The following is a 26,252-nucleotide window of genomic DNA, read 5'->3' as shown; positions in this document are numbered from 1 at the left end:
CAGATGATCAAGCATGCGCTCAGCGTAACCCGTCAGGCCGACTTCGCGGCCTGGTATCAGGACGTCATTGCCGAAGCCGACCTTGCCGAGGAATCAGGTGTGCGCGGCTGCATGGTGATCAAGCCGTGGGGATACGGCATCTGGGAGCGCATCCAGAAGGTCATGGACGCGGCGATCAAGGATGCCGGCGTCCAGAACGCCTATTTCCCGCTGTTCATCCCCTTGAGCTTCTTCGAGAAGGAAGCCGACCATGTCGATGGTTTCGCGAAGGAAATGGCGGTCGTCACGCACCACCGGCTGATCCAGGACGCGAAGGGCAAGCTGATCCCCGATCCCGACGCGAAGCTCGAGGAGCCGCTGATCGTCCGCCCCACGTCCGAAACCGTGATCGGCAATGCGATGAGCCGCTGGGTCCAGAGCTGGCGCGACCTGCCGCTCAAGGTCAACCAGTGGGCCAACGTCGTTCGCTGGGAAATGCGCACGCGCATGTTCCTGCGCACCAGCGAATTCCTGTGGCAGGAGGGCCATACCGCGCACGCCGACCGCGACGAGGCGATGGCCGAGACGCTGCGCGCGCTCGAAATGTATCGCAGCTTTGCCGAGGATGTCCTCGCGATGCCGGTGATCGCCGGCGAGAAGCCGGAGAACGAGCGTTTCCCCGGCGCGGTCGCGACCTATTCGATCGAGGCGATGATGCAGGACGGGAAGGCGTTGCAGGCCGGCACGTCGCACTATCTCGGCACGGGCTTCGCCGAGGCGGCGAACATCCGCTATCAGGACAAGGATGGCGGCCACAGCCTCTGCCACACGACGAGCTGGGGCACCTCGACGCGCATGATCGGCGGCGTCATCATGACGCACGGCGACGATGATGGCCTGCGCTGTCCGCCGCGTATCGCGCCGCACCAGATCGTCATCGTCCCGATGCTGCGCGACAATGAAGAAGATGCCGCGATCCTCGACTATTGCCGCGACCTCGAAAGCCAGCTGAAGGCGCTCGACGCCTTCCGCGAGCCGGTGCGCGTGCTGCTCGATACCAGCGGGGCCAAGGCGCAGACCAAGCGTTGGGGCTGGGTCAAGAAGGGGGCTCCGATCATCGTCGAAGTCGGCCCGCGCGACGTTGCGGGCGGCAATGTCGCGGTGATCCGCCGCGATCGCCTCTATCAGGAGAGCGGCAAGCTCGACACGGCGTTCGTCCCGAAGGGCGAGTTCGTGGCGAGTGCCGTCGCGACGCTGACCGACATTCAGGCGAACCTCCATGCCGAGGCGAAGGAGCGGCTGCATTCGAACATTCGCCGCGACGTCACCGACCTCGCGGCCCATTTTGCCGGCGACGACAAGTTCGTCGGCTGGGTCGAAGTGCAATGGTCGCGTCCGACCGGCGCCGCGCTGGACAAGATCGTCGAACAGCTCAAGGCACTCAAGCTGACGATGCGCAACACGCCGCTCGACGCCGCGCCCGCCGACGGTGCCTGCTTCTTCACCGGCGAACCCGCGGTCGAACGCGTGCTCATAGGACGGACCTATTAATTGGCCAAAGCACCGAAACGGCCGCAACCCGCCGGGCTGCCGACGAGCGAGCAGATCCTGCGCTTCATCGAGTACAGCCCCGGCGCGGTCGGCAAGCGTGAGATCGCCAAGCATTTCGGACTGCACGGCGCCGACAAGATTGCGCTGAAGGCGCTGCTCAAGGACATGACCGACGAGGGGCTCGTCGACATGGCGCCGGGGCGGGCTTTCCACAAGCATGGCGGGCTTCCGAAGGTCACCGTGCTGCGCGTTGCGGCGGTCGAGGGCGATGTCGTGTGGGCCGTGCCCGATCGCTGGGGAGGCAGCGGCCCGCCGCCGCGGCTTCGCGTAATGGAGAAGGGCCGCAAGGGCGCGCTGGGGATCGGCGACCGCATCCTGTCGCGGACCGAGGAGCGGGGCAGCGGCCATATAGCGCACCCGATGAAGAAGCTGCAGGCGGGCGGCGAGGCGATTATCGGCGTGCTCGTCACTGACACCGGCCCCGGCGGCAAGCCGATGACCTGGCTGCGCCCCGCCGACAAACGCGCGCGTTTTGATTTTGTCGTCTCGGACATGGGCGATGCGCAAATCGGCGATCTTGTTCGCGCGGAACTGTCCGGGCGCGGGCCGGCGACCAAAGCGCGCGTGATCGACGTGATCGGTGACCCCTTCGCACCGCGCTCACTGAGCATGATCGCAATCGCGAGGCACGAGATTCCCCATGTCTTCCACGAAGAGACGCTGGAGGAAGCCGAGCGCGCCGCGAAGCTGCCGCTGACTCCCGGCGGTCGCGAGGATCTGCGCGACCTGCCGATCGTCGCGATCGACCCGATCGACGCCCGCGACCATGACGATGCCGTCTGGGCTGTCCCCGACGAGGATGAGAAGAACAAGGGCGGGTGGAAGGCGATCGTCGCGATTGCGGACGTCAGCTATTATGTTCGTGCCGATGGCGCGCTCGACCGCGAGGCACGGCGGCGCGGCAACAGCGTCTATTTTCCCGATCAGGTCGTGCCGATGCTCCCCGAAACGCTTTCGGCGGGTGTCTGCTCGCTGAAGGCGGGCGAGGACCGCGCGGCGATGGCGTGCCATCTGACCATCGACAAACATGGCAAAGTGACGTCATGGCGTTTCACGCGCGCGCTGGTGCGGCTTCGCGCGAACATCGCTTATGAACGCGCGCAAGCGGCCTATGACGCCGATTTGCCCGACGAGGGCTGGGACGCCGATGTTCTCCCGACGCTCAAAAATCTCTGGGGCTGCTGGACCCTGCTCGCAAAAGCTCGCGCCGCCCGCGCTCCGCTCGATCTCGACCTACCCGAACGGCAGGTGCGGCTCGACGAACAAGGCAATATCGCTGAGATCAAGGTGCGCGAGCGGCTCGATTCGATGCGGCTGATCGAGGATTATATGATCGCGGCGAACGTCGCGGCGGCAAAGGCGCTCGAGGCGAAGAAGTCGCCCGTCATGTACCGCATCCACGAACCGCCGAGCCGCGAAAAGCTCGTCAGCCTGAAAGACTATCTCGAAACCTTCGAGCAGAGTTTCGCGCTGGGGCAAGTCATCACGCCCGCGGTGTTCAATCGCCTGATCGACGGCTTTTCGGGCGACGACCGCCTGCCGCAGCTGATGGAGGCGATCCTGCGCAGCCAGACGCAGGCTTATTATGGTCCGGCCAACTCAGGCCATTTCGGCCTCGCGCTCGGCAGCTACGCGCATTTCACCTCGCCGATCCGCCGCTACGCCGACCTGATCGTCCACCGCGCGCTGGTCGACAGCTATCGCCTCGAAGTGCCCGGCAAGCCCAAGGGCCTTCCCGAACGAACCGGACTCGGCGACGCCGACCGCAAGGGCTTGTCGCGGATCGGCGAGGCGATCAGCGCGCTCGAACGCCGCGCGATGGAGGCCGAGCGCGAGACGATCGACCGCTATGTTGCGGCCTATCTTGCGACGAAGACGGGCGAAATCGTGCCCGCTCGGATCACCGGGGTACAGCCGTTCGGCTTCTTCGCGACGGTAGACGGGCTTGGCGGCGACGGGCTGGTGCCGGTATCGACCCTGGGCAGCGAGCGTTTTTTCTACGACGAGGCGGCGCGGACGCTCGACAGCGAGCACGGGCGGGTGAGCTATTCGATCGGGCAGCGGCTCGAACTGCGGTTGATGGAGGCGAACCCGATCAGCGGCGCCTTGCGCTTCGAGCTTCCCGACGCGCCCGAAGGCGGCTTCCGCAATCGTCCACCACGCCGCGACGGGGTGAAGGGCAAGGGCCACAAGAAAGACGGAGCCGGCAAGCATATGGTCGGCAAGCGCGGGCGGCCGGGGAATATCCGGCATCAGGGTCGCAAGCGCTAACTCGCAGCGAATTTCCGCAACAACGCCGCACTCTCCGCATCCGCCGGAAAGAACGCCTCGATCGCCAGCTCCGACAGCGTGATATCCACCGGCGTCCCGAAGATCGTCACCGTCGACACGAAGCTGATCCGTCCCGCGACCGTATCGAGCACCAGCGGCACCGCGATGCTGCTGACGGCGCCGACTTCATTGTCGTTTGCTTCGATCGCGTAACCCGCAATCTCCTCGCGCAGCGCCGCAAGCAGCGGATCGGCGCTCGCCTCGATCTGCAGATCGAGCCGGTGCAGGATATGCGCGCGCCACAGGCCGTAGTTCACGATCTGCGGCGCAAGCCCCTCGGGATGTAGCGCGATGCGCAGGACATTGACCGGCGGCGCGAGCAACGCGGGCGAAACCTGCTCGATCAGGATTGCGTTCGCGGCGTTCGCTGCGATCATGTTCCAGTGGCGATCAACCGCGAGTGCGGGATAAGGCTCGTGCCCTTTCAGCACATGCTCGACGATCGCCTTCATGCCCGCCATTTCAGGGCTGTCGAGCGGTCGCTCCTGGAAATCGGGCGCATATCCCGCCGCGAGCAGCAGCGCATTGCGCGCACGGTGCGGCACTTCGAGGCAGTCGGCGATCCGCTGCAGCATCGCCGCACTCGGCTTCGAGCGTCCAGTCTCGATGAAGCTCAGGTGCCGCGTCGATATTTCGGTATCGAGCGCGAGGTCCATCTGGCTCATCCGGCGGCGGGTGCGCCATTCGCGAAGCTGCTCGCCGAGGGGTGCGACTTGCATGGCCTTCTCCTTCGCCGTCCGGCCTAGCCGGGCGCCGTTCCGATTTCCATTACCTCCCGCGTAATCGACGCCATTCAATTCGGGGTTCATTTGGTCGGGGTCGAAAGGAGAACCGCCATGTCCTATTTCAATCTCAAGAACACTCTCATCATCGACGCGATCACGTGCGGGGCGCTGTTCCTGCTGTGCGTGTTCGCCACCGCGACGGTCGCCGCGCTGCTCGGCCTCCCCTCGGGCGTCGTGACCGTCGCGGGCTGGATCGGGCTGCCGTCGGCGGCGCTGATGCTGTTCGTCGCCAGCCAGACGGAGCCGAGCAAGGGACTCGCGAACCTGATCGCGACCGGCAATCTCGGCTGGGTTGCGGCGAGTTTTGCGGTCCTCGCGATCTTCGCCGGGCAGATGAGCTGGCTCGGCATCGCCATCGTCGCGGTGCAGGCGCTCGTCGTTCTCGATCTCGCCGTTCTGGAAGCGAAGGGCGCCGCCGCGCTGCCGCGCGCGGTCGCCGCCTAACTCAGCGCATCGAGCCGGGCGATATCGATCCCGCCCGGCACGATCATCACCGGGCAGGGGAGGGTTCCCGCATCCTGCCCGGTGAAGTGCGCCACCAGCGGCCCGGGTGCGCCGCTCGCCGCGGTCGCGAGTACCAGCGCCGCGACCTCGTCATTCTCGCCGATCGCGTCGCGCACGACCTCGACGGGCTTGCCCGAGCGGATCATCGTCTGCGCGACGATATTGCCTTCCTGCATCACCGCATCGGACGCCGCCGCCACAAGCTGCTCGGCATGTTCGCGCGCCTCGGCCTCGATCGTCGCCTGGACGCCGCCGAACGCCACGAAATCCTGCGGCGGGATGATTGCCAGCACCGCGACCCCGCCGCCCGTTCGCGCCGCGCGCCGCGCGGCAAAGCGCAGCGCCAGGCTGGCCTCGGGACTGTCGTCGATCACCACCAGATACGTCCGCATCGCCCGACCCCTCGCTATGCTTTTTGTGCGTGGAGAGTGCGTCACATTCGTATGAAAGGCAAGTTGCCCCGCTGGACCTTGACCGGTGCAGGGCTTATGGCGAGGAACAATCCGTAGCGGCAGGTCCGGCCTGCAAGACTCACGCACAAAGACCGAGGGAAAAAAGCGACGATGCCGATCGAACTCAAAATGCCAGCCCTTTCGCCAACGATGGAGGAAGGGACGCTCGCCAAATGGCTGGTGAAGGAGGGGGATACGGTCAAATCGGGTGACCTGCTCGCCGAGATCGAGACCGACAAGGCGACGATGGAGTTCGAGGCGATCGACGACGGCGTGATCAGCCAGATTGTCGTCGCTGAAGGCACCGACAATGTGAAGGTCGGCACCGTGATCGCGGTGATCGCGGGCGAGGGTGAGGATGCGAGCGCCAAGGCTGCTCCGGCGCCGGCTGCCGCCGCTGCGTCGCCCCCCGCCGCAAAACAGGAAGCGCCCCCTGCTGCGGCGCCAACTCCTGCTCCGACGCCGGCACCGGCTGCCGCCGCTCCGGCCCCCGCCGCTTCGGGCGACCGTATCAAGGCGAGCCCGCTTGCCAAGCGCATCGCGGCCGAGCGCGGCATCGACCTCTCGACGATGAAGGGCAGCGGCCCCGGCGGCCGCATTGTCAAGGACGACCTCGAAGGCGCACCCTCCGGCGCGCCTGCCCCTGCCGCAACGGTAACTCCCACAGCCGCCGCCCCGGCCGCTGCTCCCGCCGCCGCACCGGCTCCTGCCGCCGCGGGCCCGATCCCCGATTTCGGCATCCCGCACGAGGACGAAAAATTGAGCGGCATGCGCAAGACGATCGCGCGCCGCCTGACCCAGTCGATGCAGGAATCGCCGCACATCTATCTGACCGTCGACATCCGCCTCGACGCGCTGCTCAAGCTGCGCGGCGAACTCAACGCCAGCCTCGAAAGCCGCGGCGTCAAGCTCAGCGTCAACGACATGCTGATCAAGGCGCTTGCGGTTGCGCTCGAACGCGTCCCCGCGTGCAACGTCAGCTTCGGCGGCGATGTGATGCGCTTCTACAAGCGCGCCGATATTTCGGTCGCGGTCAGCATCCCGGGCGGCCTGATCACTCCGATCATCACCGACGCAGGCGGCAAGTCGATGTCGAAAATCTCGACCGAAATGTCCGAACTTGCCGCGAAGGCGAAGGAGGGCAAGCTCCAGCCCAATGAATATCAGGGCGGCACCGCCTCGATCTCGAACATGGGCATGATGGGGATCAAACAGTTCACCGCGGTGATCAACCCGCCGCAGGGCATGATCATGGCGATCGGCGCGGGCGAGAAGCGACCCTATGTGGTCGACGACGCGCTCGCGATCGCGACGGTCATGTCGGCGACCGGCAGCTTCGACCACCGCGCGATCGACGGGGCAGACGGCGCGCTGCTGATGAAGACCTTCAAGGAACTGGTGGAGAACCCGCTGGGGCTGGTGGCGTGAAGAATAACCCCTCTCCCTTCAAGGGAGAGGGAGGGGCCCGCGCGCGTCAGCGCGTGGGAGGGTGAGGGTATGACGGCAGGCTATTCGCAAGAAACGCTGGCACGCGCCAAAAGTCTGCGACATGCGCTCACCGATCAGGAAAAGAAGCTTTGGGGTGCCTTGCGCGATCGCCGCCTCGGCGGTTTCAAATTTCGCAAGCAACAGCCTATCGGGCCCTTCATAGCGGATTTTGTCTGCCAAGACCAACGCCTGATCGTCGAGATCGATGGATCGCAGCATGCAGAATCGCAAACCGATACGGCTCGCGACGCCTTCCTGAACGACAAGGGCTATCGCGTACTCCGCGTGTGGAACAATGAAGTGACTGGCAATCTGTCCGGTGTGTTGACGGCAATCCTTGCCGCGCTCTCGGACCCTCACCCTCCCATTGCTTCGCAATGGGCCCCTCCCTCTCCCTAAATGGGAGAGGGGATTGAAGATGGAGCAAATCTTGGCTGACACCAACTACGACCTCATCGTCCTCGGCTCGGGTCCCGGCGGTTATGTCGCGGCGATCCGGGCGGCTCAGCTCGGGCTGAAGACCGCGATCGTCGAGCGCGAGAATCTGGGCGGCATCTGTCTCAATTGGGGCTGCATTCCGACCAAGGCGCTGCTGCGCTCGGCCGAAATCTATCATTATATGCAGCATGCAGGCGATTACGGCCTGATTGCGCAGCAGATCAGCGCCGACATCGACGCGGTCGTGAAGCGCAGCCGCGGCGTCGCGAAACAGCTCAGCCAGGGCGTCGCCTTTCTGATGAAGAAGCACAAGATCAGCGTCCACATGGGCGAGGGCAAGCTGACCGCGCCGGGCAAGCTGGAAGTGAAGGGCGAGAAGGGCAGCGAGACCCTGACCGCCAAGAACATCATCGTCGCGACCGGCGCCCGCGCCCGCGACCTGCCGTTCGCCCCTGCCGACGGCAAGCGCATCTGGACCTATCGCCACGCGCTCGTCCCACCCGAAATGCCCAAGAAACTGCTCGTCATCGGGTCGGGCGCGATCGGCATCGAGTTTGCGAGTTTCTACAAAGACATGGGCGCCGAAGTCACCGTCGTCGAAATGCTCGACCGGCTTGTCCCCGTCGAGGATGCCGATGTCTCGGCCTTCCTCGAAAAGGCGCTCAAGAAGCAGGGCATGACGATCTACACCGGTGCCGGGGTCGAGGAGCTGAAGGCGACCGCGACCGGCGTCACCGCGAAGATCAAGACCAAGGACGGCAAGACCGAATCTGCCGAATTCAGCCACGCCATCGTCGCGATCGGCATCGTCCCGAACACCGAAAATATCGGGCTCGAAGCGCTCGGCGTGAAGACGACCAAGGGCCATATCGACACCGACGCGATGTGCCGAACCAACGTCCCCGGCATTTGGGCGATCGGCGACGTCACCGCGCCGCCTTGGCTCGCGCACAAGGCGATGCATGAATCGGTGATTTCGGTCGAAGCGATCGCGGGGGGCCATCCGCACGCGATGGATCCGCGCAACATCCCGGGCTGCACCTATTGCCGCCCGCAGATCGCCAGCGTCGGGCTGACCGAAGCCAAGGCGAAGGAGCTCGGTTACGAGGTCAAGGCCGGGACCTTCCCCTTCATCGGCAACGGCAAGGCGATCGCGCTTGGCGAATCCGAAGGTTTCACCAAGACCGTGTTCGACGCCAAGACCGGCGAACTGCTCGGCGCGCACATGATCGGCGCCGAAGTCACCGAGCTGATCCAGGGCTATACGATCGGCAAAACCGCCGAGCTGGTCGAGGATGATTTCATCGGCACCGTCTTCCCGCATCCGACGCTCAGCGAAACGATGCACGAGGGCGTGCTCGCGGCATTCGGACGGCCGCTGCATATTTGATATTTCGATCCTCCCCGTCGCGCAGCGATGGGGAGGGGGACCACCCCCAGGGTGGTGGAGGGGCCCCTCCGTCGGCCCCTGCGGGGCCGCCACCTCCCCATGGCTCCGCCACAGGGAGGATTGTCTGGACCGTCATTCGCGATTGCCGATCATCGCCGCGGGGCTGCTCCTCGCGGTTATCCTGCTTGGCCTTGCGGTCGGTGCGGGATGGACCGACTCGGCCGACTGGCGCATCGCGCACGCGCTTTCGTTCCGCGCCGGCGAAAGCAGCGCAACCGTCATCTCCTTCATGCAGGGCGTAAGCTGGATCGGTGGCGGCACGCCGCGCTGGATCATCGTTATCCTGCTTTGCGCTCTCGTCTGGCATTGGTGCGGCCCGCGCTGTGCTGCTGCGCTCGGCTGCGTCTCGCTGCTGTCGAACCTCGCGTCGAGCCTGCTCAAACTCGGCTTCGGCCGCGCGCGGCCCGATCTGATCGACCATCTCGACCATCAGACCAGTTTTTCCTACCCCAGCGGCCATGCAACGAGCGCCGCCGCGGTGTATCTGCTTCTGGCCTCGCTCGCGCCGCCGCGCTGGCGACCGCTCGCTTGGACGCTTGCTTTCGCCATGATCATCCTCAACGGCTTTTCGCGCATCATGCTCGGCGTGCATTGGGCGAGCGATATCGTCGGCGGCACGATGCTCGGCGCCGCGTTCGCGCTGTTCGGCACATGGGCGGTCGCGCGGCGCGGCCTAAGACAATCGTAAGCATTCTGACCTAAACCGGCACGCATCGGCAGGGGAGTGGCTGCGATGCGTTTGATCGGCGGTGTGTTCAGTTGGGTCTTCGCGCTCATTCCGATCGTCTATATCGGCGCGATGCTCTGGTATTTCGCGGGCGTGGGCGGCAACAGCGCCGAGGGGATCGTCGGCATCGGCCTTGGTCCGACCGTGATCGGCCTCGCGATCGTCGGGCTTCTCCTGGCCCTGCCGCTCGTCATCAAGTTGTTGCGCGTCGTCAGCGGGACCAATCGCGTACCGGGTGCCGGCGCCGCCGCGGGCGAGCCGCTGGCCGATACGCAGGGCTTCGACCCCGATGCCGCCTTCGCCAACTATATGCGGGGCCGCGATTCGGCTCCCCCGCCCCCGATCGCGTCCGACGCCATCGGCGACGACCTGCGCCCCTTCACCCCGCGTCCCGGGGGATTTGGGCGCAAAGGCGTCTGATCGCCTTCGAAAGCGGGCCATCACTTTCCGCTGTCCTACAGCCGCCGGTTTTGCCATCTAGGTAGAGGGCACCAACAACAGGCGGGTCGGACATGCAATCGCGGGTGAAGTTTGTCAGTTTTCTGCGGGGAATCGCTTGTGGTTCCGCCGCCCTCCTTTCGGCGTCGGCAGTGGCGCAGGACGGGACGGGCCAGACGGTGATCACCGCCGCGCGCTACGTCGATGTGCTGGCCGGCAAGACGGTAGAGCATCCCGCGATCTTTGTCGGCGCCGATGGCCGTATCACCGGGATCGCCGACGCGCGTACCGTGCGCTGGGGCTCGAACGTCAAGCATATCGACCTTGGCGAAAAGACCTTGCTGCCGGGGCTTATCGACATGCACGTCCACCTTGACGGCCCCGCCGATATCGGCGGCTATCGCGGGCTCGAATTCACCGACAGCTTCTGGGGCATGACTGCGGTCAAGAATGCCCACGACATGCTCGACGCGGGTTTCACGACCGTCCGCAACGTCGGCTCGGACAACCGCAACGATATCGGGCTCAAGGAAGCGATCGATGCGGGTTACGCCGTCGGGCCGCGAATCGTGCCCGCGGGCTATGCGCTCGGCGCGACGGGCGGGCATTGCGACAGCACCTTCCTGCCGCCCAGCCTCGAAAAGAAGGACGGCAAGGAAGAGGGGATCGGTGATACGCCCGACGAGCTGCGCTATCAGGTCCGCCGCCAGCGCAAATATGGCGCCGAGGTGATCAAGGTTTGCGCGACCGGCGGCGTCTTTTCGCGCAACACCGAACCGGGGCAGCAGCAGTTGACCGACGCCGAACTCAAGGCGATCGCCGACGAGGCGCATCAATGGGGCCTTCGCGTCGCCGCGCACGCGCATGGCGCGAGCGGCATTCGCGCCGCGATCGGCGCCGGGATCGACACGATCGAGCATGCCAGCCTTGTCGATGACGAAGGCATCCGGATGGCGGTCACGCGCAAGCGGCCCGTCTGGTTCTCGATGGATATTTACAACACCGAATATACGCAGGCCGAAGGCGCGAAGAACGGGGTGCTCGAAGATAATCTCCGTAAGGATCGCGAGATTGCGCAGGCCCAGCGCGACAATTTCCGCAAGGCGCACAAGGCGGGCGTACGGATGGTGTTCGGATCGGACGCCGGCGTGATGCCGCATGGCGAGGTCGGCAAGCAGTTCCGCGTCATGGTCGAATATGGAATGACCCCGATCGAGGCGATCCAGGCCGCGACGCGCAACGCCGCACAGGCGCTCGACCGCGAAAAGGACGTCGGTGCGATTGCGGTGGGCCGTTACGCCGACATCATCGCGGTCGACGGCGATCCGCTGAGCGACGTTCGCCAGCTGGAAGGCGTCGATGCGGTGGTGAAGGGCGGGGTGCTGGTGAAGGGCGAGTGAGGCGCTACGGTCAGGACCCTAGATTACCAGCCGGTCGATCATCGCCTCGCGCTTTTCCGGCGTCAGGTTCAGGACCGTTTCGGCATAGGTCGGGATATCGCCATGATCGCGGCGCACGGTCGCGAGCGCGGCGTCGAGATAGGCGGGATTGACAGACATCAGCGCGCGGATCGCATCGTCCTTGATCTCGGCGCCATAGCGCATCCGGATATGCGCCGCGCCCTGTTCGATCCGTTCCTCGATCTTGCCGGCGGTGTTGGTGAGCAGATAATCGTGCATCAAATCGTCCTCATGGACGCCGAGGAGCCGGTGAACGACCGCGACGGCAAAGCCGGTGCGGTCCTTGCCCGCGACGCAGTGGACAAGGCTGGGCGCGTCCGTGTCCGCCAGCGCCGCGAGATAGAGCCGCAGCGTCGCGACCAGCGCGGGCCGGTACGGCATCCCGGCGTAGGTATCGATCATCCGCTCGCGCGCCGTCTCGACATCGATCGCGCCGCCCGCCGCCTGCAAATGCGGCGCGAGGCCGGCGGTGATCCCGCCGGCGAACAGCACGCGTCCTGCGAAATTCGGCGACCGCCGGCACGGGTGCAACGCGCGTTCGTCGTCGCCGCGCAGGTCGATCACCGTTTGGAGGCCGAGCGCATCGACCGCGGCAAGGTCGTCGTCGCTCGCTGCTTCATGGTGCGCCGACCGCCAGAGGAAATTGTCGCGCAGGCGGCCGTTCCCTTCGACGGCATAGCCGCCATAGTCGCGGAAATTGTGAATCCCCGACAGGGGCAGGACACGCTCGGCCAACATTTTCATTCTCCTGTGAACACCGGCTCCCTCTTTTCGACGAAGGCGTTGATCGCCTCTCGATTGTCGGCGGTTTCATGGACGATCGCCTGATAGGCGGCGCTGAGTTCGAGGATGTCGCTCATCCGGCTGTGCTGCGCCTCGCGGAGCAGGCGTTTCGTCAGGCGCAGCGCGCGCGGCGGGTTGCAGACGATGCGGTCGGCGATTGCGATCGCGCGGTCGAGCAATTGATCGTCGGGCACGACCTCGGTGACGAGGCCATAATCCTTCGCGGTAGTGGCGTCGAAGCGGTCGCCGGTCAGGAAGAGTTCGGCGGCGCGCGGATAGCCGAGTATCTTCTGGAGCAACCAGGCGCCCCCGTCGCCGGGAACGATCCCGACCTTGATGAAGCTGCACGCGAACTTCGCGCTCTCGGACGCGATGCGGATGTCGCAGGTGCAGGCGAGGTCGCAGCCGAGCCCAATCGCATGGCCGTTGACCGCTGCGATCATCGGCACCTCGCAGTCCATCAATGCACGGATCACCGCCTGGACGCCCTTGCGGTAATTGGCGCGGGTGGAATCGGGCTGGTCGAGGACGCCGATGCCGGTGCGGTCCTGCATCCCTTTGAGATTGCCACCGGCGCTGAAGGCCTTGCCGCTGCCGGTGAGGATGATCGCGCTGACGCCGCGCTCGTCGCCAAGCGCGCGAAGCGTGTCGATGATGTCTTGGCAATCCTCGTGCGTGCCGATCGCATTCATGCTTTCGGGCTTGATCATCGTCAGGATCGCGATCTTGCCCCGTCGCTCGACACTCAGAAACTCACCCATCAAAAACTCTCCTCGTTCGCGAAGCAGGCTATGCCTCACGGGTCGGTGTTGCAAGCCAAGGATGGCGACCCGACGCGCGCCGGCGCCCGGCCACCCAAAGCGTCAGCCGACGGCGCCGCTGTCGCGCAGCGCGGCGATACCCGCCGCGTCATAGCCGAGACCGGCGAGCAGGGCATCGGCATCGGCGCCGCACGTCGGTGCCGCGCACGGCGTATCGTTGATCGTTGCCGAATAGCGCGGGGCGGGGGCGGGCTGGACGACGCCACCGACGGTCAGGAAGGTTTCACGCTCGACATTGTGCGGATGCTGCGGTGCTTCGGCGAGCGAGAGCACCGGTGCGAAGCAGATGTCGGTCATTTCCATGATCGCGCACCATTCGTCGCGCGTTTTGGTCGCGAACAATGCGGTGAGCTTGTCCTTGAGCGGTCCCCACTGCGACGGGTCCATCTGTGCGTCGAACGCCGGATCCTTGTCGAGCCCGGTCTTCTCGCGCAGCAGCGCATAGAATTGCGGCTCGATCGAGCCGATGGAGATGAATTTGCCATCGGAGCAGGTGTAGGTGTCATAGAAATGCGCGCCGGTGTCGAGCATGTTGACGCCGGGCTCGTCCTTCAGGCGTCCGGCGCCGAAGAAACCCCAGGTCATCGCCGCGAGTACGGCCGACCCGTCGGTCATCGCGCAGTCGATCACCTGGCCTTCGCCGGTCTTCGCGGCGTGCAGCAGCGCGCTCGCCATGCCGAAAGCGAGCATCATGCCGCCGCCGCCGAAATCACCGACATAATTGACCGGCGGCACCGGCTTCTCGCCCGCCCGCCCCACGGTATGCAGCACGCCCGACAGCGCGATATAATTGATGTCGTGCCCTGCCGCCTGCGCGTATGGGCCGAACTGGCCCCAGCCTGTCATGCGGCCGTAAACGAGCTTTGGATTGTCGGCGAGCAGCACGTCGGGGCCAAGGCCGAGGCGTTCCATGACGCCAGGGCGGTAGCCCTCGATGAGGCCGTCGGCGCTCTTGCACAATTCCCGCGCCACTTTCAGCGCCTCGGGATTTTTCATATCGAGAACGATCGACGTCCGGTTGCGCGACAAGGGATCGCGCGGATCGAGCGCGGCGCCGGGGCGGTCGATACGGATGACTTCGGCGCCATGGTCGGCGAGCATCATGCCGGCGAAGGGGCCGGGGCCCAGGCCGGCGAACTCGACGATCCTTATGCCTTTGAGGGGACCAGTCACATCATATTCCTTTCGAATGCTATATCTGGAAGGCGTTGCCAGCCGATGGGCGGTCGGCTGGCAGGATGCCTCCCGTGGCTACACGGGCCGGGGTGACGAATTTAGAGTCGTTCGATTATGATCGCCGGCGCCATGCCCCCCGCGGCGCACATGGTGACGAGGCCGTACCGTCCGCCCGAGCGTTCGAGCTCGTCGAGCGCGGTGCCGATCAGGATCGACCCGGTAGCGCCGATCGGGTGACCGAGCGCCATCGAACCGCCATTGATATTGACCTTCTCGCGGTCGAGATCGAGATCGCGGATGAATTTTTCGGCGACGACGGCGAACGCCTCATTGATTTCCCAGACATCGATGTCGTCCTTCCCGAGACCGGCCTTCTCGAGCACCTTCTTCGCCGCGGGAACCGGGGCGTTGAGCATCAACGTCGGATCGTCGCCGATATTGGCATAGGCGACGATGCGGGCGCGCGGCTTCAGGCCGTGCTTGTCGGCGTACTGCTTTGAAGTCAGCAGGATCGCGGCGGCACCGTCGACGACGCCCGACGAATTGCCCGCATGATGGAAATGCTGGATGTCGACATCGGGATAGCGGCGGTTGATCTGCTTGCGAAAGGTCACGCCGCCGCCGAGGTCGAAGTCGGCGAGCGCTGCGAAGCTGGGCTTGAGCGCGGCCAGTCCTTCGGCGGTCGTTTCGGGACGCGGGAACTCCTCGTGGTCGAGCGCGACGCTGCCGTCGGGATTGAGCACCGGCACGACCGACTTGGCGAAGCGGCCCTCCTTGATGGCGCGGTCGGCGCGCTGCTGGCTGACGAGCGCGAGCGCGTCGAGATCCTCGCGGCTGATCCCTTCGATCGTCGCAATCGCGTCGCCGCACACGCCTTGGTTTGATTGCGGATGCAGGGCGTCGAGCGCCTCGTGACCCGAACCCATCATGCGCGGGGGTAGCCCGGCGTTCGCCTGTTCGGCCGCATAAGCAGCGGTGTAGCTCATCATTTCGGTGCCGCCGGCGATAACACAGTCTTCCATGCCGCTCATCACGCTGGCCGCGGCGAAGTTCACCGAGCTGATACCGCCGCCGCAGAAACGGTCGAGCGTGGTGCCGCTCGCCTTGATGTCATAACCCGCCGACAGCGCCGCCATGCGGCCAAGGTCGCCGCCTTGCTTGCCGTTCTGCGACGAGGTCGACCAGACGATGTCGTCGACCGTCGCGGTATCGAGATTGTTGCGGTCGCGAATCGCGGCGAGGACGGTCGCGGCGAGGTGCTGAGGGTGCAGGTGCGACAGCGCGCCCTTGCCGGGCTTGCCGATCCCGCGCGGGGTGCGGACGGCGTCGATGATGTAGGCGTCTGCCATGGGGAGTTCCTTTCTTGGGTATTTATCCGGGTCGTCAGGGGATTGAAGAAGCGTCGTCGGCGTGATCAGCGGGGTGCCATGCGGATCGCGCCGTCGAGGCGCACAGCCTGGCCGTTGAAGTAGCTGTTGCGCGCCATCTCCATCGCGAGGCTGGCATATTCGCTCGCCTTGCCGAGGCGCTTGGGGAAGGGGACCGAGGCCTCCAGGCTTTCCTTGACCTTCGGGTTCATGTTGCCGAGCAGCGGCGTTTCGAACACGCCGGGCATGATCGAATTGACCCGGATGCCAAGGTCCATCAGGTCGCGGGCCATCGGCAGGACAAGCCCATTCACCCCCGCCTTTGCCGAGCCATAGATCACCTGTCCGATCTGCGCATCCTGCGCGGCGACCGAGGCGGTGAAGATGATCACACCGCGTTCGCCGTCCTCGAGTTCGGGCAGTCCCGCCATCCCCTCGGCGGCGATCGAGCCGATGCGGTAGCTCGCGGTCAGGATGCCCGCGACGCCATAGGCATAATCCTCGGTCGGGGTGCGGCGAAACTTGCCGGTCTCCTTGTCATAAGCGAGCGTCTTGCCGCGACGCGAGGTCATCGCGCAGTGAACGCAGATGCGCTCCTGCCCATGCGCCGCGCGGGCCTTGGCATAGCCATCGAGGACCGACTGCTCGTCGGTGATGTCGACATGGACGAACAGCCCGCCGATCGCCTTCGCGACCTCTTCGCCGAGCGCGTCGTTGATGTCGAAGATCGCGACCTTCACGCCCGCTGCGGCAAGCGCCTCGGCCGTCGCGCGGCCGAGGCCGGAGGCGCCGCCGGTTACGACGGCTGCGGTCGAGGAATCGATAATCATGAAGCAGGCTCCTTCAGGCCGGAATCTTGTTGAACGGGATGCCCTTGTCGGGGCGATGGTCCTGCGGCAGGCCAAGGATGCGTTCGGCGATGGTATTGAGCAAGGTCTCGTCCGACCCGCCCGCGATGCGCCCGGTCGGCGCGTTGATCCAGCTCGACGCCCAGTCATCTTTCGGCGAGGCATGCTCGTCGAACAGGAAGCCGTCAGTGCCCTGCAGGTCGAGCGCGAGCTCCGACAGCTTCTGGCGCGACCGCACCGCGACGAGCTTGTTGAGCGAGCCTTCAGGCCCCGGGGTCATCCCCGCCTGCATCATCAGCCGTGCGCGGCGGTTGATCGAGTCGAGTCCGGCGCGCATCGCATAGTTGCGCGCGATCTGCTGGCGGATGCGGCCATCCTCGATCGCGGGCTTGCCGTTGATCTTCACATCTTTGGCGAGGTCGACGAACAGGTCGAGGTGCGGACCGAAACCGGCGCTGTCGGTGGCGACATAACGCTCGATCATCAGCGTGGTGAGCGCAACCGCGAAACCGCCACCGACCGGCGACATGCGGTGATCGTCGCTGATTTTTACATCGTCGAAGAAGACTTCGTTGACGTGGCTGTCGCCGCCCGCGAGCTTGATCGGGCGCACGGTGACGCCGGGCGCTTTCATGTCGACCCAAAAATAGGTGAGGCCCTTGTGCTTCGCGACCGTGGGATCGGTGCGCACGACGATGACGCCATAGTCCGAATATTGGGCCCAGCTGGTCCAGACCTTCTGACCGTTGATCTTCCAGCCGTTGCCGTCGGGCTCCGCGCGCGTGCGGAGGCCCGCGAGGTCGGTGCCGCCCGACGGCTCCGAAAAGAGCTGGCACCAGATTTCCTCGCCCTGCAGCGCCTTGACGACACGCTCCTTCACAAAGTCCCTGTCGGCACCGAACTGCATCAGGACCGGGACGGGCATCCCCAGCGAAATGCCGAAATAGACGTTGGGGAAGCCATGCTTCATCTCTTCCCCTTCAAAGGTGATCTTCTCGATGTGGCCGAGCCCCTGGCCGCCATATTCGGTCGGCCAGTTGATGCCTGCAAAGCCCGCATCGAATTTCGCCTTCTGATAGCGGCGGCCGAGCGCGAGATCCTCTTCGACGCTCAGCCCCTTGCGCGCCGCCTTTCCGAAGGCGGGCACCATCGATTCGCACCACGCAGCGGCTTTCGCGCGGAAGGCTTCGAGATCGCTCATGCGGCTTCTCCTGCCAGGCGGTCGACGAGTATATCTTCCCAGAAAAGGCTGTTTCCCTGTTCGAGCGCGAGGCTGCGCGAACGGCGCATGTGAAGGTGCAGCCCGATCTCCCAGGTGACCCCGATGCCGCCATGGATCTGCACGCAGTCGCGCGCGGCGGTATCATAGGCTTCGGTTGCCGAAAGGCGCGCCGCGGCTGCGGCCGTGATGAAGTCCGCCTGATCCACGCGTGCTGCGGCATGAATGCAGTTCGCGCGGGCGAGCTCGACCAGTCCGTACAGTTCGGCAATGCGATGCTTGATCGACTGGAAAGCGCCGATCGGCTGCCCGAACGCCTTGCGCGTCACGGCGTAATCGCGGGCGATTTCCATCAAGGCCTCGGCGCCGCCGGTCTGTTCGTGCGCGGTGACGACGGCCTGCAGCGTCAGAATTTGAAGCGCTGCGCCGCGTGCCGCCGGACCCGTGGCGATCACCTCGGCAGGCGTCCCGGCGAAGCGGAGGTCGGCGATGAGGCGGCTGTTGTCAAAGCTGTCGATCGCCGATCGTTCGACCCCGGCGAGATCGACGAGCGCGAGGACCGGCGTGCCGGCCTCGTCGGCGAGAACGACGGCGACATCGGCGGCCAGCCCCGCAGTGACGCTTCTCGCGCGCCCCTCGATATGGCCGTTTGCACAGGTGAGGTCCGGTCGGGCGGGAAGCGGGTCGGCGCCGGCGGCGAAGGCGACCGCGCCGATGGCTTCGCCGCTGGCGAGGCCAGGCAGCCAGCGCTGTTTCTGCGCATCGGTGCCCAGGAGCTCGATTGCTTTCGCGGCGCCGAAACCCGAGGTCAGGAAGGGGGCGCCGCTCAGCGAGCGTCCGGCCTGATGCGCGATCAGCCCGAGTTCGACGAGGCCGAGGTCGAGACCGCCATAGGCTTCAGGAAGGGCGAGGGCGGTCCAGCCCTGTTCCTTCGCCGTCGTCCAGAAGCCCTCGTGGTAACGGCCGCTGGTCTGCAGCAGCGGCAGCAGGTCGTCCTTGCTGATCCGTGCTTCGAGAACACGGCGCGACTCGGTCGCGATCGCCTGCTGTCCTTCATCGTGCAATATCGACATCGGCCCGATTCCTCACCCTGGTCTGTTTGTGCCCATCATCTGTACGTTAACGTAAACGTCAAGTCTTTTGACGTTACGTTTCGGGCGCAGCGAAATCATTCCGCGCCAACAAACTTCGCGGCGCTCAGGCGTGGCCGGCTTTCCAATCGCGCTTGATCTTCTTGGCGAGGCTCCATTTGTGAACCTCGGTCGGGCCATCGTAGATGCGGAAGGCGCGGACCTCGCGGAACACCTGTTCCACGATCGTCTTGTCAGTGACGCCGGTGCCGCCCATGACCTGGACACAGCGATCGGCGATGCGCATCAGCGCTTCCGACACCGCCACCTTCGCCATTGAGCTTTCGACGGTGCCGAGCGATCCGGTGTCTAGGACGCCTGCGCACCAGTCGATCATCAGTTCGGCCTGCTTGAGATCGATCATATTTTCCGCGAGCATGAAGCCGACGCCCTCATGCTCGATCAGCGGCTTCCCGAACGCCTCGCGGCGGTTGGCATAATCGGTCGCGATCTCATGCGCCCGGATACAGCAGCCGAGCCAGCGCATACAATGCGACAGGCGCGCCGGCGACAGGCGTATTTGCGCATAGCGAAAGCCTTCACCTGCCTGGCCCAGCATCTGGTCGGCGGGAATGCGCAGATTGTCGATTGTCAGCGTGGCGTGGCCGCCGGGCATCGAGCTGTCGATCGTATTCGGGATCTCGTCGATACGGATCGCGGGGTCGGGCAAGTCGACCAGGAACATGCACGCTCCTTGCTCGGCCTTGGCCATGATGATGCCGACCCGCGCGCCTTGCGCGCCGGTGATGAAGGTCTTGCGACCGTTGACGACCCAGTGATTGCCGTCGGGGTGGCACGTCGTCTTCATCATCGACGGGTCGGAGCCCGCGCCACCATCTTCGGCAGGCTCGGTCATGAAGAAGGCCGAGCGCACATGGCCATCGACCATCGGCTTGAGGAAGCGGGCCTTGAGCTCGGGGCTTCCCTCCTTGCCGAGCAGATACATATTGCCCTCGTCGGGCGCCATCGTGTTGCAGGCGAGCGGGCCGAGCGGCGACAAGCCGCTGTTGATCAACACCACGGCGGTCTCGCGCTGGTTAAGGTGGCTGCCGTCTTGCAGGATGTGCGGCGTCAGCACGCCCGCAGCGCGTGCTTGCTCGCGCATTTCCATGACCAGCTCGTCGGTCGGAGCGCCATGATGGTCGCGGCGGGGATCGCGTTCATAGGGGATGACGGTTTCCCGGACGAAGGTCTCAACCTTTGCAGCAATCGCCAGCGCCCGATCCGATATGCCTTGGTTCGTCGTCATCCCGATTCCCTTCGCCGCTTCTGCAATCGCTCAACCCGACGTTGACGTAAGCGTCAAGTTAATTCATGTGCAAAGACGACGGTGCCGTAAGGGTAATAAAATTAGGGAAGGACGTGGCATGGCTTTCAAGACGCGTATCACCGAGATGCTGGGCATCGAACATCCGATCGTTCAGGGCGGTATGCAGAGCGTCGGCTATGCCGAGCTTGCGAGCGCGGTGTCGAATGCGGGGGGCCTCGGCATCCTGACCGCGCTGACCCAGCCGTCTCCCGACGCCCTGCGCGCCGAGATCGAGCGCTGCCGCGCGATGACCGGCAAGCCCTTCGGCGTGAACATGACGGTGTTTCCGACGATCAACGCGCCCGATTACAAAGCCTATGCGCAGGCGATCATCGACGGCGGGGTGAAGATCGTCGAAACCGCGGGCACGCAGGCGGTGCGGGAGATCTGGGAGATGCTGAAGCCCCATGGCGTCACGATCCTCCACAAATGCACGGCGGTCCGTCACGCGCTGTCGGCGGAGAAGGCGGGCTGCGATATCATCTCGATCGACGGCTTCGAATGCGCCGGCCATCCGGGCGAGGACGATATTCCGGGCCTGATCCTGATCCCCGCCGCCGCCGACAAGGTCAAGATTCCGATGCTCGCCTCGGGCGGCTTCGGCGACGGGCGCGGCCTCGTTGCCGCGCTGTCGCTCGGCGCCGAGGGCATCAACATGGGCACGCGCTTCTGCGCGACCGTCGAGGCGCCGATCCATGACAATGTGAAGCAGGCCTATATCGACAATGACGAGCGCGGCAGCTTTCTGATCTTTCGCAACTTCAAGAATACCGCGCGCGTCGGCCGCAGCCCGGTGAGCGAAGAGGTCGCGCGTCGCCTCGCCAATCCCGATGCGCAGTTCAGCGACGTGCAGGAGTTGGTGTCGGGCGCCGCAGGGCGCGAACTGCTCCAGACCGGCGACCTGTCGAAGGGCGTGTTCTGGGCCGGGATGGTGCAGGGGCTGATCCACGATATCCCGACCTGTCAGCAACTGATCGACCGGATTATCGGCGACGCCGAAGCGATCATCGACCAGCGGCTTGCCGGTTTCAGGAGCTGACGCCCGCCCATCCTTGCGCTCCGTCCTTGCGGTCCGGCAACGGGTGCCGCTATGCTGGCAGGGTCCAACCTGCCGGCCTCTTTACTCGCCGGCCCGTCGAGGGGGCTGCTTGGCTATCATCGAATATAAGGGATTTGGCGGCCTTCGTCTGTCCGCCGATGTTCTGGGCGACGAAAATGATCCCGCCGTCCTGCTGCTCCCCGAACCGGGGCAGGGGCGCGAGGTCTGGCGCGCAGCGGCCGAAGCGCTCGTCCTGTCCGGGCGACGCGTCGTCAATGTCGAGCCACGTGCCTCTGCAATGGAAGCGGGCGATATCGCTGCGCATGTCGAGGATCTGCGCGCTATCCTGGCGCAGATGGGGTCGCGCCCCGTCGTCGCGACCGCGCGGCGAGGGGGATTGGTCGCGACGCAGGCGCTGGCCCCTGATGGCGCGCATCTCGCGGCGGGGTTGATTCTGGTCGACATGCCGGTGAGCGATGAGGCGGTCGCGGCGGCGCCGCGCCTCGCGCTTCCGACGCTGGTCGTTCGCGGCGGCTTTTCGCCCGCCGAATGCACCGCGGCGAGCGACGCTTTCACCGCGGCGCTGCCGATCGGCGAAAGCGCCGATATCGAGGACAGAGACCTGGCGTTCGCGGTCGATCGCAACGAGGCACTGCTCGGCCAGCTGCTCGAATTCCTCGAACGGCGCCAGCCGCGCGAAGCGATGGAGTTCAAGGCTGGATCGGACCCGCGCACGCTGCGCGATGCGATGGGCTGTTTCGCCACCGGCATCACGATCGTCACCGCGCTCGACGCGTCGGGGGCACCGGCGGGACTGACGGCGAACAGCTTCACCTCGGTGTCGCTCGACCCGCCGCTGCTGCTCGTCTGCATCGCCAATACGTCGGGGACCGCGCCGGTCCTGCGCGACGCGGTGCATTTCGGCGTCAACGTCCTCCAGATCGGGCAGCAACCGGCGTCGAACCGTTTCGCGTCGAAGGGCGAGGACCGCTTCGCCAACCTGCCATGGGCGCCTGGCCAGACCGGCGTGCCGTTGCTCGGCGGCTCACTCGTTTCGTTCGAATGTCAGCGCGAGTCGCTGCATGAAGCGGGCGACCATTTTATCCTCGTCGGGCGAGTGGTGCGCGCGCAGTTCGAGCCGCACCGCGACCCGTTGCTTTATTTTCGCGGCAAGTACCGGCGGCTCCATTTCGCCTGACCGGGTGGCTCGCAGCTTCGAATCAGGCCGGAGAACCGAGCTTGCCAGCGCGAATTTCGCGCTTCAGTACCTTGCCGACTTTCGACCGCGGCAGGTCGTCCCAGATTTCGAGCTCCTTTGGCGTCTTGACGCTGCCGATGGCCGCCTTGACGTGCGCGATGATCTCTTCGGGCGCGGCCTGCCGGCCCGCGCGAAGCTGCACGACCGCGCAGACTCGCTCGCCCCATTTGTCGTCGGGAAGCCCGAACACCGCGCTGTCCTGAACCGCCGGGTGCGACAGCAGCGCCGCCTCGACCTCGGCCGAATAGACGTTGAAGCCGCCGGTGATGATCATGTCCTTGGCGCGGTCGACGATGTAGAGGAAATTGTCGGCGTCGAGATAGCCGATGTCGCCGGTGCGGTGCCAGCCGTTCAGCGTCGCCTCGGCCGTTGCTTCCGGGTTCCTGTAATAACCGGCCATGACAAGCGAGCCCCTGACGACGATCTCGCCGCGCTCGCCCTGCGGCAGTTCGCTGCCGCTTTCATCGATGATGGCGACTTGCACGAGCGGGCCGGGCTTGCCCGCTGACGACAGGCGGTGGCGCGCAACCGACCCGTCCGGGTTGAAATGATCGTTCGGCGCCATCATCGAGATCATCATCGGTGCCTCGGTCTGACCGAAAAGCTGCGCCATCACCGGCCCGATCTTGTCGATCGCCTCTTCGAGCCGCGCAGGCGAGATGGGCGCCGCGCCGTACCAGAAGCACTGGAGCGACGAGAGGTCGGTGGCGCCGAGCGCTGGATGATCGAGCAGCATGTAGATCAGTGTCGGCGGCAGGAAGCTGTGCGTGACGCGGTGCCGCGACACCAGCGCCAGGAACTCTCCGGTATCGGGATAGGGCATGATCACGACCTCACCGCCATGCGCCATGATCGGGAAGGTCAGCACACCGGCGGCGTGCGTCAGCGGTGCCATCGCCAGATAGACCGGGCGTCCCTCGAACGGATAGCCGATCAGCGTCAGCGCGGTCATCGCCTCGAGATTGCGGCCCGTCAGCATGACAGCTTTCGGGTGGCCCGTCGTCCCGCCGGTGCCGGGGAGCATCGCGAGGTCGCTGACCGGTTCCGCCTGAAACGGGCCGTCGGGGACGCCCGCGAGCCACTGGTCGAGCGACGGCGCGAACGGCTGCTCGGCATCGAGGCAGACGAGCAGCTCGAGTTTCGGCAACTGCCGACGCAGTTCGTCGACCAGATCGGCGAACTTCGAATGGAAGAGCAATGCCGCACAATCGAAATTGTCGAGAACATAGGCGTTCTCGGCCGCCTCGTTGCGCGGATTGATCGGACACCAGACCGCCGCGGCGCGCGAGATCGCAAGGACGCAGGCAAAGGCAACGGGATCGTTGCCCGAGAGGATCGCGACATGCTTTCCCGGCGTGATCCCCGCACTGTTCAGCCTGCGTGCGACGCGGTGCGTCAGCGCCTGCACCTCGGCATAGGACAGGCTCTTGCCGTCCATCGTCAGGCAGGGGGCGCCGGCGCCCAGCGACGCCCCCTTGTCGAGCCAGTCGACCAGCCGCATCCGCCGCCTCCTCAGTCGTGAACCGTGACGACCGGTTTCAGCACCAGCCCGAACTGGCGCAGCGCGCCGAATATCTCGCGATGCCCGAACGCCTGGCACGCCGACGCAAAGCCGACGCGGCGCGGCGATTGCTGGAGCAGGTTCACCGCTGCCCACGCTTGCATCAGGCCGGTCTGCTTATAGTTGCAATTGCCGTGGATCAGCACATGCACGCGGCCGAGCGGGCCCGAGGCGTGAACCGAATCGATGCTGGTGTTGAGCCGCGGATTTTCGCGCGGCGGCATGTCGCCCTGAACCGATTCCGCCATCTTGGCGAGCGCCGCCTCCTGTTCCTTGAAGGGGAGCGGCTTGATGTCGGTATCGATCATCTTGGTCATGTTCACGACATTGTCCATCACCTCGCGCGCGAAAACGCCACCATAGACCTTGACGGTCGAGACGCGCGGGTCGTCCTTGAACCAGAGCGGGTGCGATGTCCCGCCCCACGGCAGGGTCAGCGCGGTGGCGTGCTGGCCGGGGACATGGCATTCGGTGGTCGTCAGCGTCGGCCATTGGACATACTGATTGTTATCCAGATAATACCAGTCGGCCTTCAGGATCGTGAAGATCGTCTGGACCGAGGCATAGGTCGGGAAGCCCTTCCACAGCACGAGCATGTCGAGCGTATCGAGCCCCGGCATGGTTTCGAGCGCGATGTTCGCCGCGATCTCGCCCGTCGTGTACATATGCGCGACGCACGGAGAGAGCAGCAGGCCCTTTTTCGCGAAACCCTCGCCCCATTTTTCCTGCGCCAGCATCATCCAGTCCTGCTCGCCGGTGGTGTCGAGGTAATGGCATCCCGCTGCGAGGCTCGCCTCGACGGTTTCGGGGCCATATTTGATGAAGGGGCCGACCATGTTGCACACGACCTTTGCGCCCTTGAACAGCTTCGTCAGCGCTTCGACGCTATGTTCGACCTCGGCGACCTCATAGTCGGCGGTCTCGATGCCGGGCACCTTGTCCATCACCTCCTGCACGCGCTTCGCGTCGCGCCCGGCGGCGATGAACGGAATGCCGAGCTCGCGCAGATATTCGCAGACGAGGCGGCCTGTGTAGCCCGAGGCGCCATAGACGATGACCGGTTTCTTGCTCATGGATTGTCGTCCCAGTTGTGAAGGATTTGGATCAGACGGCGGTGTAGCCGCCGTCGGGGCGGATACAGCGCAGCGCCCGGCGAGGCATTTTCGTTCCTGACCGAGCGCGAGATCGAAATCCTCAGCGCGCTCAATGTCGGCGAGTCGAACAAGGAAATCGCCCGAACGCTGCACCTCGCGCCCGAAACGGTGAAATGGCACCTCAAGAATGTGATGCGCAAATTGCGCGCGGGCAGCCGCGAGGAAGCGGTCGTCAACGCGATGATGCTTGGCCTGAAGCTGATCGAAAAGGCGCCCGCGCCGTAAAGGCGAGATATGGTGAGCCCTGCTGGGTTCGAACCAGCGACCTACTGATTAAAAGTAAATTTTTGAGCCTGCGCTGGAGGTGCCCGGGAGAACTCCAGGGCACTATAATCCGCAGAAAATAGTCATTTACTGCTACTCTGTCATTTGATAAAATATCCTGCAGTTTTCGGAAAACTGATTACGTGGTGATTACGCAGGAATCGGATATTGGTAAATTCAAGGCTCACAAAGCGTGTGGTCGATGCGGCCGAGCCATCCCCTCGGGGTGACCAATTTATATGGGACACTGAGCTGAGCGGGTTTGGCCTGCGCGTCAGTACTGGGGGAGTAAAGTCATACGTGTTCCAGTATCGCATCAAGGGACGAGCTGCGCGTCGAATGACGATTGGCGGTCATGGCAATCCATGGACAACTGAAACGGCGCGTCGGGAAGCAGAGAGGCGGCTCCTCCAGGTGCGCGGTGGAGTGGACCCTGTTGAAGAGGAGAGGCGACTGCTGGAGGAAGCGAGGGCGCGGGAGCAGTTGGAGGCACAGGCTGAACTTCGAAGACGCGCCTTTAGTTTTGACACCTATGCCGACAGTTTTGTCCAACACTATCTGTGTCCGTCGTCAGAACATTCGGCACAACTCGCGGCGTAGATTAGTGGAGTGCGGGCCTCGTCTGGGGGTTGATATTAGGCGGCGAGTTTGCGGTGTTGC

25 protein-coding genes and 1 tRNA gene are annotated in these 26,252 nt (G+C 65.0%); 13 read left to right on the top strand and 13 right to left on the bottom strand.

The window, feature by feature from the left end; all coding sequences use genetic code 11:
* Positions 1-3: 3 nt before the first annotated feature.
* On the top strand, positions 4-1,530 hold the full coding sequence (proS, locus tag ATE64_RS05705; protein WP_058456462.1) for a proline--tRNA ligase: 1,527 nt from the start codon (positions 4-6) through the stop codon (positions 1,528-1,530).
* Positions 1,531-3,861 carry a VacB/RNase II family 3'-5' exoribonuclease gene (locus ATE64_RS05700; RefSeq protein WP_058456463.1) on the top strand — a complete coding sequence of 777 codons (2,331 nt, stop codon included), beginning with the start codon at positions 1,531-1,533 and terminating at the stop codon, positions 3,859-3,861.
* Here ATE64_RS05700 and ATE64_RS05695 read toward each other — a convergent pair.
* Positions 3,858-4,640 carry a helix-turn-helix transcriptional regulator gene (locus ATE64_RS05695; protein ID WP_058456464.1) on the bottom strand — a complete coding sequence of 261 codons (783 nt, stop codon included), beginning with the start codon at positions 4,638-4,640 and terminating at the stop codon, positions 3,858-3,860. The genes ATE64_RS05700 and ATE64_RS05695 overlap by 4 nt on opposite strands.
* A 117-nt stretch (positions 4,641-4,757) precedes the next feature.
* On the opposite strand from ATE64_RS05695, the gene ATE64_RS05690 reads away from it, so the two are divergent.
* On the top strand, positions 4,758-5,150 hold the full coding sequence (locus ATE64_RS05690; protein WP_058456465.1) for a hypothetical protein: 393 nt from the start codon (positions 4,758-4,760) through the stop codon (positions 5,148-5,150).
* Here ATE64_RS05690 and ATE64_RS05685 read toward each other — a convergent pair.
* Positions 5,147-5,602, bottom strand: coding sequence for a universal stress protein (locus tag ATE64_RS05685; RefSeq protein WP_058456466.1), 456 nt, complete (start codon positions 5,600-5,602; stop codon positions 5,147-5,149). The two genes, ATE64_RS05690 and ATE64_RS05685, sit on opposite strands and share 4 nt — an antisense overlap.
* A gap of 171 nt (positions 5,603-5,773) precedes the next feature.
* Here ATE64_RS05685 and ATE64_RS05680 point away from each other — a divergent pair, with 171 nt between their 5' ends.
* From ATE64_RS05680 to ATE64_RS05655, 6 genes are all read left to right on the top strand, one after another.
* A complete protein-coding gene (locus ATE64_RS05680) occupies positions 5,774-7,090 on the top strand; it encodes a pyruvate dehydrogenase complex dihydrolipoamide acetyltransferase (RefSeq protein WP_058456467.1) in 1,317 nt (438 codons plus the stop codon).
* 69 nt (positions 7,091-7,159) lie between these two features.
* Positions 7,160-7,549 carry an endonuclease domain-containing protein gene (locus tag ATE64_RS05675; RefSeq protein WP_058456468.1) on the top strand — a complete coding sequence of 130 codons (390 nt, stop codon included), beginning with the start codon at positions 7,160-7,162 and terminating at the stop codon, positions 7,547-7,549.
* Positions 7,550-7,580: 31 nt separating this feature from the next.
* Complete coding sequence (lpdA, locus tag ATE64_RS05670) at positions 7,581-8,978, top strand: dihydrolipoyl dehydrogenase (RefSeq protein WP_058456490.1); 1,398 nt, start codon at positions 7,581-7,583, stop codon at positions 8,976-8,978.
* Between the two features lie 142 nt (positions 8,979-9,120).
* Positions 9,121-9,726 carry a phosphatase PAP2 family protein gene (locus tag ATE64_RS05665; RefSeq protein WP_058456469.1) on the top strand — a complete coding sequence of 202 codons (606 nt, stop codon included), beginning with the start codon at positions 9,121-9,123 and terminating at the stop codon, positions 9,724-9,726.
* Between the two features lie 45 nt (positions 9,727-9,771).
* Positions 9,772-10,185: a hypothetical protein gene (locus tag ATE64_RS05660; RefSeq protein ID WP_058456470.1), complete on the top strand. Its 414-nt coding sequence runs from the start codon at positions 9,772-9,774 to the stop codon at positions 10,183-10,185.
* A gap of 92 nt (positions 10,186-10,277) precedes the next feature.
* Complete coding sequence (locus tag ATE64_RS05655) at positions 10,278-11,603, top strand: amidohydrolase family protein (RefSeq protein ID WP_058456471.1); 1,326 nt, start codon at positions 10,278-10,280, stop codon at positions 11,601-11,603.
* An 18-nt stretch (positions 11,604-11,621) separates the two neighbouring features.
* Here the strand turns inward: ATE64_RS05655 and ATE64_RS05650 are convergent, their stop codons facing one another.
* The 8 genes from ATE64_RS05650 to ATE64_RS05615 form a co-directional block, all read right to left on the bottom strand.
* The gene (locus tag ATE64_RS05650; protein WP_058456472.1) at positions 11,622-12,401 is read right to left on the bottom strand and encodes a tyrosine-protein phosphatase; all 780 of its coding nucleotides are present in this window, start codon (positions 12,399-12,401) and stop codon (positions 11,622-11,624) included.
* A gap of 2 nt (positions 12,402-12,403) precedes the next feature.
* Positions 12,404-13,207 (bottom strand): crotonase/enoyl-CoA hydratase family protein, encoded by an 804-nt coding sequence (locus ATE64_RS05645; protein ID WP_058456473.1) that lies wholly within the window; start codon positions 13,205-13,207, stop codon positions 12,404-12,406.
* A 102-nt stretch (positions 13,208-13,309) separates the two neighbouring features.
* A complete protein-coding gene (locus ATE64_RS05640) occupies positions 13,310-14,440 on the bottom strand; it encodes a CaiB/BaiF CoA-transferase family protein (protein ID WP_058456474.1) in 1,131 nt (376 codons plus the stop codon).
* A 101-nt stretch (positions 14,441-14,541) separates the two neighbouring features.
* Positions 14,542-15,792 (bottom strand): acetyl-CoA C-acetyltransferase, encoded by a 1,251-nt coding sequence (locus ATE64_RS05635; RefSeq protein WP_058456475.1) that lies wholly within the window; start codon positions 15,790-15,792, stop codon positions 14,542-14,544.
* 65 nt (positions 15,793-15,857) lie between these two features.
* On the bottom strand, positions 15,858-16,640 hold the full coding sequence (locus ATE64_RS05630) for an SDR family NAD(P)-dependent oxidoreductase (RefSeq protein WP_058456476.1): 783 nt from the start codon (positions 16,638-16,640) through the stop codon (positions 15,858-15,860).
* Positions 16,641-16,653: 13 nt separating this feature from the next.
* Positions 16,654-17,859: an acyl-CoA dehydrogenase family protein gene (locus ATE64_RS05625; protein ID WP_058456477.1), complete on the bottom strand. Its 1,206-nt coding sequence runs from the start codon at positions 17,857-17,859 to the stop codon at positions 16,654-16,656.
* The gene (locus ATE64_RS05620; RefSeq protein ID WP_058456478.1) at positions 17,856-18,950 is read right to left on the bottom strand and encodes an acyl-CoA dehydrogenase family protein; all 1,095 of its coding nucleotides are present in this window, start codon (positions 18,948-18,950) and stop codon (positions 17,856-17,858) included. The genes ATE64_RS05625 and ATE64_RS05620 overlap by 4 nt, the downstream gene beginning before the upstream one ends.
* Positions 18,951-19,074: 124 nt before the next feature.
* Positions 19,075-20,256, bottom strand: a complete 1,182-nt coding sequence (locus ATE64_RS05615) for an acyl-CoA dehydrogenase (protein WP_058456479.1) — start codon at positions 20,254-20,256, stop codon at positions 19,075-19,077.
* Between the two features lie 118 nt (positions 20,257-20,374).
* On the opposite strand from ATE64_RS05615, the gene ATE64_RS05610 reads away from it, so the two are divergent.
* A complete protein-coding gene (locus ATE64_RS05610) occupies positions 20,375-21,355 on the top strand; it encodes a nitronate monooxygenase family protein (protein ID WP_058456480.1) in 981 nt (326 codons plus the stop codon).
* 109 nt (positions 21,356-21,464) lie between these two features.
* Positions 21,465-22,553 (top strand): flavin reductase, encoded by a 1,089-nt coding sequence (locus tag ATE64_RS05605; RefSeq protein ID WP_058456481.1) that lies wholly within the window; start codon positions 21,465-21,467, stop codon positions 22,551-22,553.
* Positions 22,554-22,575: 22 nt separating this feature from the next.
* On the opposite strand, the gene ATE64_RS05600 is transcribed toward ATE64_RS05605, so the two are convergent.
* Complete coding sequence (locus ATE64_RS05600; RefSeq protein WP_058456482.1) at positions 22,576-24,114, bottom strand: long-chain fatty acid--CoA ligase; 1,539 nt, start codon at positions 24,112-24,114, stop codon at positions 22,576-22,578.
* 11 nt (positions 24,115-24,125) lie between these two features.
* Positions 24,126-25,247, bottom strand: coding sequence for a DUF5938 domain-containing protein (locus ATE64_RS05595; protein WP_058456483.1), 1,122 nt, complete (start codon positions 25,245-25,247; stop codon positions 24,126-24,128).
* A gap of 24 nt (positions 25,248-25,271) precedes the next feature.
* Between ATE64_RS05595 and ATE64_RS22315 the strand changes: the two genes are divergently transcribed.
* Positions 25,272-25,553 (top strand): helix-turn-helix transcriptional regulator, encoded by a 282-nt coding sequence (locus ATE64_RS22315; protein ID WP_082657881.1) that lies wholly within the window; start codon positions 25,272-25,274, stop codon positions 25,551-25,553.
* Positions 25,554-25,563: 10 nt separating this feature from the next.
* On the opposite strand, the gene ATE64_RS21530 is transcribed toward ATE64_RS22315, so the two are convergent.
* Positions 25,564-25,656: transfer RNA gene (locus tag ATE64_RS21530), tRNA-Ser, on the bottom strand.
* A gap of 131 nt (positions 25,657-25,787) precedes the next feature.
* Here ATE64_RS21530 and ATE64_RS21030 point away from each other — a divergent pair.
* Entirely contained in the window at positions 25,788-26,192 is a 405-nt protein-coding gene (locus ATE64_RS21030; protein ID WP_231729091.1) for an Arm DNA-binding domain-containing protein, read from the top strand.
* Positions 26,193-26,252 lie beyond the last annotated feature (60 nt).

It is taken from the genome of Sphingopyxis sp. H073 (assembly GCF_001468395.1).
Classification (GTDB): domain Bacteria; phylum Pseudomonadota; class Alphaproteobacteria; order Sphingomonadales; family Sphingomonadaceae; genus Sphingopyxis.
The sequence above is the reverse complement of the archived record's forward strand: the minus strand, read 5'-3'. Positions and strand labels throughout refer to the sequence as shown.

Bases quoted from the DNA above. Each gene is read 5' to 3' on its own strand.
- ATE64_RS05630 (WP_058456476.1), bottom strand. From the start codon at position 16,640: ATGATTATCGATTCCTCGACCGCAGCCGTCGTAACCGGCGGCGCCTCC.
- proS (WP_058456462.1), top strand. From the start codon at position 4: ATGATCAAGCATGCGCTCAGCGTAACCCGTCAGGCCGACTTCGCGGCC.
- ATE64_RS05620 (WP_058456478.1), bottom strand. From the start codon at position 18,950: ATGTCGATATTGCACGATGAAGGACAGCAGGCGATCGCGACCGAGTCG.
- ATE64_RS05650 (WP_058456472.1), bottom strand. From the start codon at position 12,401: ATGTTGGCCGAGCGTGTCCTGCCCCTGTCGGGGATTCACAATTTCCGC.
- ATE64_RS05660 (WP_058456470.1), top strand. From the start codon at position 9,772: ATGCGTTTGATCGGCGGTGTGTTCAGTTGGGTCTTCGCGCTCATTCCG.
- ATE64_RS05655 (WP_058456471.1), top strand. From the start codon at position 10,278: ATGCAATCGCGGGTGAAGTTTGTCAGTTTTCTGCGGGGAATCGCTTGT.
- ATE64_RS05595 (WP_058456483.1), bottom strand. From the start codon at position 25,247: ATGAGCAAGAAACCGGTCATCGTCTATGGCGCCTCGGGCTACACAGGC.
- ATE64_RS05675 (WP_058456468.1), top strand. From the start codon at position 7,160: ATGACGGCAGGCTATTCGCAAGAAACGCTGGCACGCGCCAAAAGTCTG.
- ATE64_RS05625 (WP_058456477.1), bottom strand. From the start codon at position 17,859: ATGAGCGATCTCGAAGCCTTCCGCGCGAAAGCCGCTGCGTGGTGCGAA.
- ATE64_RS05685 (WP_058456466.1), bottom strand. From the start codon at position 5,602: ATGCGGACGTATCTGGTGGTGATCGACGACAGTCCCGAGGCCAGCCTG.
- ATE64_RS05635 (WP_058456475.1), bottom strand. From the start codon at position 15,792: ATGGCAGACGCCTACATCATCGACGCCGTCCGCACCCCGCGCGGGATC.
- ATE64_RS05615 (WP_058456479.1), bottom strand. From the start codon at position 20,256: ATGACGACGAACCAAGGCATATCGGATCGGGCGCTGGCGATTGCTGCA.
- ATE64_RS05645 (WP_058456473.1), bottom strand. From the start codon at position 13,207: ATGGGTGAGTTTCTGAGTGTCGAGCGACGGGGCAAGATCGCGATCCTG.
- ATE64_RS05695 (WP_058456464.1), bottom strand. From the start codon at position 4,640: ATGCAAGTCGCACCCCTCGGCGAGCAGCTTCGCGAATGGCGCACCCGC.
- ATE64_RS05690 (WP_058456465.1), top strand. From the start codon at position 4,758: ATGTCCTATTTCAATCTCAAGAACACTCTCATCATCGACGCGATCACG.
- ATE64_RS05680 (WP_058456467.1), top strand. From the start codon at position 5,774: ATGCCGATCGAACTCAAAATGCCAGCCCTTTCGCCAACGATGGAGGAA.
- ATE64_RS05610 (WP_058456480.1), top strand. From the start codon at position 20,375: ATGGCTTTCAAGACGCGTATCACCGAGATGCTGGGCATCGAACATCCG.
- ATE64_RS05600 (WP_058456482.1), bottom strand. From the start codon at position 24,114: ATGCGGCTGGTCGACTGGCTCGACAAGGGGGCGTCGCTGGGCGCCGGC.